The 11,209-nt window shown below is 69.9% G+C and carries 8 protein-coding genes; 2 read left to right on the top strand and 6 right to left on the bottom strand.

Annotated features, from left to right (window positions below):
• Positions 1-37: 37 nt before the first annotated feature.
• Together ABJF88_03335 and ABJF88_03330 are read right to left on the bottom strand one after the other, a co-directional pair.
• Complete coding sequence (locus tag ABJF88_03335; protein ID MEP0545938.1) at positions 38-628, bottom strand: cob(I)yrinic acid a,c-diamide adenosyltransferase; 591 nt, start codon at positions 626-628, stop codon at positions 38-40.
• Positions 629-716: 88 nt separating this feature from the next.
• Positions 717-1,487: an ABC transporter ATP-binding protein gene (locus tag ABJF88_03330; GenBank protein ID MEP0545937.1), complete on the bottom strand. Its 771-nt coding sequence runs from the start codon at positions 1,485-1,487 to the stop codon at positions 717-719.
• Between the two features lie 81 nt (positions 1,488-1,568).
• Between ABJF88_03330 and ABJF88_03325 the strand changes: the two genes are divergently transcribed.
• Positions 1,569-2,063: a hypothetical protein gene (locus ABJF88_03325; GenBank protein MEP0545936.1), complete on the top strand. Its 495-nt coding sequence runs from the start codon at positions 1,569-1,571 to the stop codon at positions 2,061-2,063.
• Positions 2,064-2,241: 178 nt separating this feature from the next.
• On the opposite strand, the gene ABJF88_03320 is transcribed toward ABJF88_03325, so the two are convergent.
• Positions 2,242-5,655 (bottom strand): DUF4175 family protein, encoded by a 3,414-nt coding sequence (locus ABJF88_03320; protein MEP0545935.1) that lies wholly within the window; start codon positions 5,653-5,655, stop codon positions 2,242-2,244.
• 502 nt (positions 5,656-6,157) lie between these two features.
• Here ABJF88_03320 and ABJF88_03315 point away from each other — a divergent pair.
• On the top strand, positions 6,158-8,173 hold the full coding sequence (locus tag ABJF88_03315; GenBank protein MEP0545934.1) for a TonB-dependent receptor: 2,016 nt from the start codon (positions 6,158-6,160) through the stop codon (positions 8,171-8,173).
• Between the two features lie 122 nt (positions 8,174-8,295).
• On the opposite strand, the gene ABJF88_03310 is transcribed toward ABJF88_03315, so the two are convergent.
• The 3 genes from ABJF88_03310 to pyrF form a co-directional block, all read right to left on the bottom strand.
• Positions 8,296-8,592 carry an antibiotic biosynthesis monooxygenase family protein gene (locus tag ABJF88_03310; GenBank protein MEP0545933.1) on the bottom strand — a complete coding sequence of 99 codons (297 nt, stop codon included), beginning with the start codon at positions 8,590-8,592 and terminating at the stop codon, positions 8,296-8,298.
• A gap of 59 nt (positions 8,593-8,651) precedes the next feature.
• Positions 8,652-10,100, bottom strand: coding sequence for a DUF2851 family protein (locus ABJF88_03305; protein ID MEP0545932.1), 1,449 nt, complete (start codon positions 10,098-10,100; stop codon positions 8,652-8,654).
• 69 nt (positions 10,101-10,169) lie between these two features.
• Positions 10,170-10,982, bottom strand: coding sequence for an orotidine-5'-phosphate decarboxylase (gene pyrF, locus ABJF88_03300; protein ID MEP0545931.1), 813 nt, complete (start codon positions 10,980-10,982; stop codon positions 10,170-10,172).
• Positions 10,983-11,209 lie beyond the last annotated feature (227 nt).

The following is an 11,209-nucleotide window of genomic DNA, read 5'->3' as shown; positions in this document are numbered from 1 at the left end:
TGCCGCGTCGCTGCGCTCCTCGCAAGGACAGGCTAGCTCAAGCGTCCTCGCCGTCGAGCTTCGGCGTCTTCCTGTCCACAGGCACCCACTTCGCTTCGGGCACGCCCGCGCGGTGGTTGACCCAGCGCGAGAGGACGAAGAGGAAGTCCGACAGCCGGTTGAGGTAGCGTGCCGCGTGGTCGTTCACCTCCTCCATCTTCCCGAGGTCGACGGTGTGGCGTTCGGCGCGGCGGGCGACGGTGCGGGCGACGTGGAGCGCGGCCCCGCCCGGCGACCCGCCTGGCAGGATGAAGTGCTTCAGCGCGGGCAGGTCCTCTTCGAGCGCGTCGATGTCGCGCTCCAATTGCTCGACGTGACTGGCTTCGACGCGGGGGACCGGATACTTGGTCGCGTGGGGCGAGGCGAGGTCGCCGCCGAGCACGAACAGTTCTTGCTGGATGCGGTCGAGGATGGCATCGGCGCGGTCGGCGCCGGGGGCGTCGCTGAGGAGGGCGCGGGCGAGGCCGAGCGCAGCATTGGCTTCGTCGACGGTGCCGTAGGCGGCGATGCGCGGGTGCGTCTTTGCGACGCGGTCGCCGCCGAAGAGGGCGGTTGTGCCGTCGTCGCCGGTGCGGGTATAGACTTTCACGGGTTCGGGGTTTGGGGTACGAGGTTCGAAGTCGGGTACGCTCGATCGTCCTCGCAGAACCTCGAACTTCCAACCTCAACCTCAAAACTCACACAGGCGCTAGGTAGCGGATGTCGAGCGGGCGGTCCGGGGCGGCGACCACGTCGGCCTTCATACGGAAGACGGAGCGGATGAGGTCCGGGGTGAGCACGGCGGCGGGTGGGCCGTCGGCCACGATCCGGCCGCCGTCGAGCACGAGGAGACGGTCGGCGTAGCGAGCGGCGAAGGCGAGGTCGTGGAAGGCGGCGACGACGGTGCGACGCGGCGTGAGCGCGGCGACGCGGTCCATCCCGTCGAACTGGTGGTGGACGTCGAGGTGGGCCGTGGGCTCGTCGAGGAGGAGGACGCCGGCTTCCTGCGCGATCGCCTGGGCGAGCTGGACGCGCTGCTGCTCGCCGCCGGAGAGGGTGTCGAGCGCGCGGTCGGCGAAGCCGAGGAGGTCGAGTTCGGCGAGGGCGGCGCGGACGCGCTGGCGGTCCCCGGCCGAGAAGCCTTCGAGCCAGCCGTGGTGCGGGGCCCGGCCGAGGAGGACGAACTCCTCGACGGTGAAGTCGAACGCGAGCGACGGGCTCTGGCGGACGAACGCGAGCCGTTGCGCGAGGTCGCGCGGCTTCCACGAGCGGACCGGCTGCCCGTCGAGCGTGAGCGTGCCCGAATAGGGGAGGAGCGCGCCGAGCGTCCGCAGCAGCGTCGTCTTCCCGCTCCCGTTCGGCCCGACGAGCGCCGTCCACGTCTCTGGCTCGACCGTGAAGGTGAGCTCGTGCAGGATGGGTCGGCCGTCGAGGGAGACGTGGAGCGCGTCGGCGGAAAAGACCGGCATGAGGCGGGATCGGGGCGGAGGGAACCCGGCGAGGGGCGCCCTTGTGGACTCCGCTGCACAGATCAGAACTGGATTCGCTCCATGATACGAACGCTGCTCCTCGCCTCCGTTTGCCTCTGCCTCCTGCCCGCCTGCGACACGAACGCCGGGCAGGACGAGTTCTTCCTCGAATCGCAGCTCTCGCCGTCGGGGATTACGCGGACGAGCGCTTCCGGCGAGATCCTCGGCGAGTCCGACCCCGACGATTGGCGTGTCGCGCCCGCCTTTCAGGGCAGCGTCGAGGTCGTCCCGGCCTCACCGAACCCGGTCGACCGCAACGGTCTCGTCACGATCGTCGTGCAGGACACGTTTGACGACGCGCTCACCGGCGGCGTGCGGGCGACGGGGTTCACCGACACGAACCCCCGCCAATTCGTCGAACTCGACCGCGACGACGGGAACGGTCCGTTTTACACGCTCACGTTCAGCCCGACGCTCCTGAGGCAAACCGGGGGCGATGCCGCCCGGCTCTTCCGCATCCGCATCTTTACGACGGACAGCCGGATCGTGTCGTACGGCGACATTGAGGTGCGGTAAGCGAGAGGGGAGGAGCGCGGCAGGTCAGCGGGTACGTAAGGGCCGATCCTGACAGGGCGACCCCATGGGGTCGCCCCTACGGCGCGTCGGTTTTCCACGAACGTAGGGGCAGACCCACGTGTCTGCCCACCTCGCCACGTCATGACGTGGCAGCCGCAAGCGCGGCGGCGTGATTCCGTCACGAGCCGTTCCGCTGCTGCAGGAGTTCGAAGTAGCGCTTGATGAGCTCCTGGTAGTCGGGTGCGTAGCCGCTTTCGAGCGCGCGGATGAGGTCGCGGCGGAGGCGGTCGACTTCGTCCGTCGGCGGTAGCTCGCCGGGGGCGGACTGCGGGCGGTCGTCGCCGGTCTGGCTCTCGCGTTCGGGCTTCTTGCCGCGCTGGTTGATCGACTCGCGGGCTTCGAGGAGGCGGGTGAGAATGTTCTGCTGGCGCTCGCGCGTCTCCCGCGAGATCCGCCCGCCGTCGAGCTGCCGCGCGACTTCTTCCATCTCCTCGGCGATCCGGCGGAGCTGGCTCTTCGTTCCGGCGTCGAGCTCTCCGCTGCGCGCCATCTCTTCGAGTTGCTGACGGAGCGCCTCCTGTTGCTGGCGCATCTGCTGCATCCGGCCCTGCTGGTCCTGCGAGAGCCGCTGGCCCTGCATGTCGTTGAGCATCTGCTGGAGCTGCTGGTTGAGCTGCTGCTGCTGGCCGCTCATCTGCTGGAGCTGCTGCATCATCTGCTGCATCGACGGCGTGCCCTGGCCCGAGCCGGAGGAGGGGTTCTGCATCTGGTCCATGAGGTCCGAGAGCAGCAGGGCGAGGTCGTTGAGGTGCGTCATCGACGCCTTCTGGTGGCCGGCGGCCTGCGGCACGCGGCGCTCGGCGAGCTCGGAGACGGACTGGCCCATCTCGCGGAGGGCCTCGCCGGTGCGCCGCTGGATCTCGATGTCCATCTGCGGGACCTCGCGGGCGAGGCTGCGGAGCGAGTCGCTGACGGTGGCGAGCCCGGCCGAGAGCTCGACCTGTTGCGCGGCGGTCGGCCGGAGCGCGGGGCTGTCCTGCGACTGCTGGGTCGTCGTGCTGCGGAGGGTTTCCTGCTCGTACGAGAGCGTCAGCACGTCGTCGAGGGCGCGGCGGAGGCCGGAGAGGTTCGCGCTCTTCTTCTGCTGCTGCATCTGCTGGCCCATCTGCATCATCTGCTGCGACATCTGCTTGAGCTGCTGCTGCATCTCCTGCTGGCCCTGCTGCGCGTCCTGCAACTGGTTCTGCTGGAGCTGCTCGCTGTTCTCCTGCATCTGCTCGGGCATCGACTCCATCTGCTCCTGCATCTGCTGCATCTGGTCCTGCGGCGCGCCCTGCATCCCTTCCATCTGCTCCTGCAGCTCTTTCATGAGTTGCTCCAGCGCCTCGGCTTCCTCCTTCGCCCGTTGCTGCTCCTCGGCGAGCCGGTCCTGCTCGGCCTGCGCTTCCTCGTCGCTGAGCTCGCCGGACTCCTGCTGCTCCTCTAGCTCTTCGGTCTGCTCCTGCAACGCCTGCTCCTGCTCGGCGAGCGACTCGGCGCGCTTCGCCGCCTCGTCGAGCTTCTGCGCGGCCTTCATCTTTTCGAACAGCTCGAGCGCGCGCTCCATCCGCTCGCGGAACTGCTCCTCGTTGAACTCGAACTCCTCCATCGCCTCCATCATCTGCGGGAGGTCGAGGTTCTCCATCGCCTCCTGCAGCTTTTGCAGCGCCTCCATCAGCTCGGGCGTGGCGATCTCCTCCATCACACGCTGGAGCTCTTCGTACTGCCGCATCGTCTCCTCAGAGACGAGGTCGTTCTCGCGCATCTGCTCCAGCATCTCTTCCATCTGTTGCGCGCCCTGCTCGACCTGCTGTTCGAGGGCCTGCTGCCGCTCCATGAGGTTTTCGAGCTGGCGGCGGTCCTCCCAGTCGGTGTCCTGCTTGCGGCGGAGCTCGTCGCGGAGCTGCTCGAACTGCTCGCGCGTCTCGTCCTCGTCTTGCAGCATCTCTTCGAGTCCGCGCTCGGCCTCGTCGCCGGCCTCGTCGAGCTGCTCGTACTGCTCGGTGAGGGAGGGGAAGCGGAGGGTGTACGTCGGTGTGCGGGCCGATTTGTAGCCGGCGACGGCGTCGTTGTCCCACACCTGCACGTAGTACTCGACGACGTCGCCGGGCGTGAGGGCGCGGCCGGTCGAGCGGAGGAGCCAGTCGTGGGCGACATCCTGATCGAGCAGGCGCGGGTTCGAGAGCGGGAGGTCGATGGGGGCGAACGCGGCGTCGTCGCTGTCTGCGAGGCGCCAGAAGAGGCGGAGGCGGGCGAAGCCGAAGTCGTCGGTGATGCGGACGGCGACGGTCGTGCGGAGGGCGTCGGTGAGGGCGTCGTCGGCGCCGGGCGCGGTGAGGCGGATCTGCGGCGCGGCGTCGCTCAGCGTCTGGAGCGTGTAGACGATGGGGTCGGCGTTCTCGAAGCCGTTCTCGCCGTGGAGGACGAGGCGGTACGTCCCCTCGCGGCGGAGCGTGAACTCGCCCCGTGCTCGCTCGCCCGATACGTCGAGCCGCGTGCTCGTCCCGTCGTCGAACACGACGCGCGCCGAGTCCACAGCGACGCCGCCGATCTCGGCGAGGACGGTCACGACGGTGCCGGGGAGGCCGGTCACGTCGCCCACGTTCGGGTCGAGCTGCTGCGGCGGGAGGCGGGTGTACGTCGGGGGCCGGACGGCGACCTGGAACCGCTGCACCGTCGGCCGCGCGACGACCGACGCCGTGAACCAATCGGTCCGCACGCCCTCGGCCTCGATGCGGTAGCGGAGCGTCTCGCGGACGTTCGTGACGACGTGACGGAAGCCCCCCGTCGAGTCGGCGATGAGGCGGACGGGGTCGGTACGCTCTTCGTCGGCGCGGCCGAGGAGGAGCGTGGCCTGACGCGGCAGCGCCCGCCCGCGCAAGGCGATCTCGATGGCGAGGTCTTCGCCGCGCACGAGTTCGACATCGCCGGGCGTGACGACGAGGCTGAACGGTGCGGGCGGCGCGAACGTCTCGGTCGGGGAGAACAGGCGGTGGACGGCCCCCGTGAATGCTGCGGGGGCGAAGACGCCGAAGAGGAGGAGGCCCATCAGCGGCACGGCCGCGAACGGAGCGGTCTGCTTCGCGGGCCGGAGATCCTCGACGCGCTCGAACGGGACGGGCTCGATCTCGCGCCCGAGCATCTGCACGGCCCCGTCGAGGAGTGCGCTCGGCGAGTCGGAGGCGCGGCCGTCGGCGAGGTCGAGGAGGTTCACTAGCCGGTCCGACACGGCGGGGAAGCGCCGCCCGATCGTCGCGGCGAGCGATTGGTCGTCGAGCCCCGGCAGCACGCCGAAATACCGGAGCACGGGGCGGACGACGAGGTAGCCGACGAGCCCGGCGGCGGCGAGGAGGAACGCGACGAAGAACAGCAGGCGCGCCGCCGTCCCCATCCACAGCCCGGCTTCGAGTGCGGCGCCGAGTCCGAGCGCCGCGGCGAGCACGCCGAGCGTGAGCACGAGCCCGAACAGCAGCTCCGCGGAGAGCACGCGCTGGCGGGCGCGGTGCAGACGGAGGCGAAGGGCGTCGAGAAGTTGTCGGCTGTGCTCACTCATGGCGGACCGGGCGAAGGGCGGGCTCGAACATACAACAGAGACGAGGCCTGGGATGCAAGCAGAACGCGATCACCGGCGGCAGAATTGTTCTGAACGGGAGCTAGTCAGAGCGATCGCCCGCCACGCGCCCATGACCACGCCGGGGCGCGCATCCCCGGCTCACAGCCGAAGCCCCGCTGGGGCTGGCGACGAGACGGTAGGGCGCTTCAGCGTCCTTTACCTGTAAGCCCGATGGTTCACCGCCGGGCGACGTCGGATCGTAGTGTGCCCTCGCCTTGGGGAGCCGGCCGTCTTCAATTTCAACCCGCGAAGGGCCGGGCGTACCTTTTCGGCTCTCGCTTGCGAGGCGAGCAGAGGGTTGCGACGCATGGGGGAGCCCGCTCCGCTGCTTCCGCCGCTGCCTCCGCCGGTGGCGGACCCCCACCTGTCCTCCCCCTCCGAGGGGGAGGGACGCGATCCCGCTCCTCTCGCTGGATTCGGTTCACGTGCCTTCTCGCTTTTGATGCTGCACATTTCACGTTTCTGGCGGCTGATGGCTATGGCATGGGCGATGCTCGGCGGCGCGGGAGTCTGTGCGGCGCAGGCCCCGGCAGATTCGCTGCGGGAGTACGACCTCGGCGAAGTCGTGGTCGGCACGGGGTCGGGCGAGCGCGTGGCGCCGTCGACGCTCCAGCGCATCCCGCTCGCGGCCGTGGACCGGCTCGACGCCGTGGGCGTGGCGCAGGCGGCGCGACTCATCCCAGCCGCCCACGTGCAGACGAACTCGCGCGGCGAATCCCTCGTCTATCTCCGCGGCGCCGGCGAGCGGCAGGTCGCGCTCTTCTTCGACGGCGCCCTCCTCAACATCCCATGGGACAACCGGATCGACCTCGGGCTCGTGCCGAGCAGCGTCGTCGGCGGCGTGACGGTGGCGAAGGGCGTGCCGTCCGTGCTGTGGGGCGCGAACGTGCTAGGCGGCGCCGTCAACCTCACGTCGCGCGGGCTCGACGGCGACGGCGCGTTCACCGAGGCGACGGCGCAGGGTGGGACGTCGGCGTTCGCCCAGAGCGTGGTGACGCACCTCGGGCGCCGCGGCACGGTGTCGTACGTGGGCTCGGCGGGCTACGCACAGCGCGACGGGCTCTCCGTCCCCGGCGATTTCGCTGAAGCCGGGCTCTCGTTCAACCAATCCTCCGATCGCCTCCGCACGAACACGGACCGGCGCCTTCTGCACGGCTTCGGCCGCGTCGCCGTCGATCTCGGCGTCCGCTCTCGCGTCGGGCTCTCCGCACTCCACGTCGACGGTGAGCAAGGGGTCGCGCCCGAGGGGCACCTCGATCCGGCCGTGGAGCCCGTCCGTTTCTGGCGCTACCCGCTGTGGCGGTTGTCGATGCTCATCCTCAGCGGCGAGGCCGGGCTCGGCGAGGCGACGACGCTGCGGGGCGCGCTCTGGGGCAGCCGGTTCGCACAGACGATCGCCGAGTACGATGGCGTCGCCTACGACCGGCTCGAAGGCGAGCAGGACGACGAGGACCGGACCCTCGGGGGTCGCGCCATCGTCGAACACCGGTTCTCGCCGGTCACGCTCCGGCTCGGGCTCAATGCCCTCGCATCGACGCATCGGCTGCGGGAAACGGCAGTGGAGGACGGGCAGCGGAGCGCAGACCCGCCGTTGACCTATCGACAGGGACTCTACAGCATCGGGCTCGAAGCCGAGGCGTCGCCCGTCGCCCCGCTCACGTTCACAGCCGGGCTCAGCCTCGACGCGCTCACGGCACCGGAGACGGGCGATAAGCCGGCCCGTGACCCGTTCGTCGACTACGGCGTCACGGCCGGTGGCGTCTATCGGCTCGATGCGACGTGGGCGCTCAACGTAGCCGCCGGCCGCAAAACGCGATTTCCGACGCTGCGCGAACTCTTCGGCGAAGCGCTCGACCGGTTCCTCGTCAACCCCGACCTGAAGCCCGAATCGTCCCTGCTTGCCGAAGTCGGCGTGCGGCGGAGCGGTGATGCGCTCTCCGGCGAAGCGACCCTTTTCCTGAACCGCACCGACGATACGATCGATCAGCGGCGGCTGAACGACGGGCGGCGGCAGCGCGTCAACCTCAGTGGGAGCCGCATCTACGGCCTCGAACTGGCCGGGGCCGTGCGCCCGTTCCCGCGCGTTCGCCTCGACGGACACCTCACGCTGCTCCGCCTCCGTGGGCTCGACGGCGACGGGAACGCGGTCCGCCTCTCCGAGAAGCCTGACGTCATAGGTCGTCTCGCCGCGACGTACAACCCCGGCCTCGGCCCGAACGCGACGGCCGAAGCTGTGTACACCGGCGTCGCCTTTTCGCCCGACGCCCCCGGCTCGTTCGCCCGCCTCGACCCGGCGCTCGTGCTCCACCTCCGGGCCGGCTATCGCTTCGCCGTGCACGCCGTGTCGGCCGAACTCTTCGCCCGCGTCAACAACGTCGCCGACTCGGTCGTGCTCCCCCAACTCGGGCTGCCCGGGCCGGGCCGCGAGGTGCAGGCAGGCGTCAAGCTGGCGCTTTAGAATGCTCCACGAAACCCTGATTTGTCATTGCGAGCGGAGCGAAGCAATCTCCACAGGATGGAGGAGATTGCCACGTCGCTGCGCTCCTCGCAATCACATGGTGGGGGAGTTGAAAGAGGTACTTAAACCGGTCCGATGCGGACGCTCTGGCTGTGGGCGACGGTCGGGGCGGCGAACCACCGCTTCGTCTGCGCCCACGTCGTGCGGAAGAACTCGCTGTGGCGGTAGGCGTCGAGCGCGGCGTCGCTGTCCCAGTGGCTGTACGTGGTGAGGATGTTCGGGTAGCGCGCATCCTCCCACAGCTCCAGATGCCGACAGCCGTCGAAGTTGCGGATCGTGGGCGAGACGGCCTCGAACATCGCAAGGAAGTCAGCGAGGGCGTCGGGGCGGAAGGTCATGCGGACGGTGCGGATCAGCACGGCGGGGCGGAGTCGGACGGTTCGGGACAGGAACGCAGAAGGTAGCGCCTGTCCCGTCCTCACGCGACGCCGATCTCCGGCGGCCGGCGGCCGCCGAGAACGTGCTGGCCGGCGGGACACGCCAGACATCGGCCCTCGATGCACCGCGTCCGGTAGAGTTGGTGGAGGCCCTGCGCTTCGAGCCCGTTCGCAGGCACGGTGCCGTGGCGTTCGAAGCGGCGCGTAACCGTGTCGGTCGCGGCTGGTAGCTGCTCGAAGAGGTCGAGCACGCGCGTTTCTAGTGGCGTGTCGGCCGTTTGCTCTGCGTGCAGGAGGAGGCCGGGCAGCACGGCGTTGAGGAGGATGCCATCGGCGTGGCTCCGGCCGATGCGGGCCGAGCCCGGCTTGCACGGGCGGTCGAGCCGGAGGTGCGTCTCCCAGAATGGCGACGGCTCGGCTTCAGTGAACAGGGCCCGCAGCGCTGCCAACGGCTGCTCCGACATCGTCGCCTGCACGAGGGTCAACACGGCGTCGTGGTGGAGAACCCCGCCCCCAGCGACGAGTGCGGCGGCCTGCGCGATGCGGCGAACGGGTAAGCTGCTTGCGCGGAGCCGTGCCCGTTTCCACATCGTCGGACTCAGCGTGCGGATGGGCTCAATCGCGTTCAGTCGGTCGAACCGGTCGCGGAGATCGACGGCGTAGTCGGCGGTAGCGCGGTCGGCGCCGAGGAGGTCGCGTGGCGTCGCGAGGAGTCCGGCCGCGCCGAGCAACAGGGCTTCGACGTCGCGCCGGTCGGTGAGGCGCCGGAGGCGGTCGAGCCCGACGGCGCGGGCGAGGGCTTCCATCGGCTCGGCATTTTTGGCGTAGCCGAGGGCGCGGAGCACACGTTCGAAGAGCAGCGTGTCGAGGTCGGGCGCGGTGAGGAACGCGGCGGCGAGGGCGTCTCTCCGCTGACCGATCCGCTCACGCCCGAGCGATTGGATCAGGGCGCGGCGGAGGGTGTCGGGCACCTCGGCCCAGTGCGCCGCGCAGAAGAAATCCGGCTTCGGCGTCGCGTAAAACCGGTGGAGCAGCGTCCGGAGCCCATCGTGCAGGTGAGGGTAGAGCACGATCTCCGGCAGCACGGTGCCGTCGCTGCGGCGGAGTTCGCCCGTGTGGCGGTCGGCGACGAGCGTGACGTGGAGCACGACGCGGTCATAGCGCGGGTCTTCGTCGTGGCGGTGCTCGATCCACTCGCCCGAGGTCCGGTGGATCTCCACGTCGCCGGACCAGAAGAGCCCGTCGATGCAGATGCGGGCGTCGGCGAAGTCGGGGCCGGCGTCGGTGTTCAGCGCACCGGGGTGCCAGACCTCGACGGCCTCGCCGGTCGCCGTGGTGAGGGCGGCGTGGTTGAAGCGGAGGCAGCGCCAGATGTCCTGAATGACGGCCTCGGGGACGTGCTGGACGCGGGCGTCGGGTTCGTGGAGAGCGATGAGGAGGTCGTGGTCTTCGCGGACGTCGCGGTAACGCAGGGGCGGGCGAGTGGGCATACAGGAGGCGGGGTAAGTCCATGAGGCGCGACACCTATAGACACACACCCCTGCGCCGCGTAACTCCCGCTACCGATTCGGATCGCCGAGTGCCTCCCGAAGCGACTCCGTCGCGCGCCGCGCCGCCGCCGCGAAGTCGTCGCCGTCGGAAGCGTAGAGGATGCCGCGGCTGCTGTTGACGAGGAGCGGCCCGGACCCCGCCGCCGCGACGACGGCCGCCGCGTCGCCGCCCTGCGCGCCGACGCCGGGCACGAGGAAGGGCACATCGGGATGGGCTGCGCGAATCTCGGCCAGCAATTCCGGCCGCGTCGCGCCGACGACGAAGCCTGCCTCGCCCGGCCGCTCCGCTGCCGCTTCGACGGCGAGCCGCGCCGTGCGCCGATAGACCGGCTCGCCGTCAGCGACGAGGGCTTGCAGCTCCGGCCCGCTCGGGTTTGAGGTGGCAACGAGGACGAACGCGCACCGGCCTTCTGTTTCGAGGAACGGGGTGATCGCGTCCGAGCCCATATACGGTGAGACGGTGACGGCATCAGCATCCACGCCTTCGAAAAACGCCCGGGCATACATCCGCGCCGTGTTGCCGATGTCGCCCCTCTTGGCGTCGGCGATGACGAGGCGGCCGTCCGGTATCATGGCGACGGTCTCGGCGAACACGTGCCAACCGTCCGCGCCGAGGGCCTCGTAGAACGCGAGGTTCGGCTTGAACGCGCAGGCGATGTCGGCCGTCGCGTCGATGATGGCGCGGTTGAAAGCGAGGACGGCGTCGGCGGGGGGCAGATCGCGGAGCGAGCGCGGCAGCCGCGCCGGATCGGGGTCGAGGCCAACGCACACGCGGGAGCGGGTGGCGGCCTGGGCTGCGCGGAGTTTGTCGGTGAACGTCAAGGGTGAGGATGGGACGGTGGGACGAAGTCGCCGAAATTACGGTCGCCCCGATCGGGAATGGCAGGCCGACCGAGGCCGCCGTAGCGACGCAACACGTTGCGTCTCCGGGCATGGCACGTCGCCGAATCGTTGGCGGAGACGCAGCACGTTGCGTCGCTATGGTGTGGGTCGGCGGCACCCGCGGCCTTCGGGTAACATCGGGTGAAAAGGGGCGCTGCTCCCGTATA

This window comes from Rhodothermales bacterium, from assembly GCA_039944855.1.
Lineage (GTDB): Bacteria > Bacteroidota > Rhodothermia > Rhodothermales > JANQRZ01 > JBBSMX01.
This window is presented reverse-complemented; position numbering and strand designations above follow the sequence as displayed.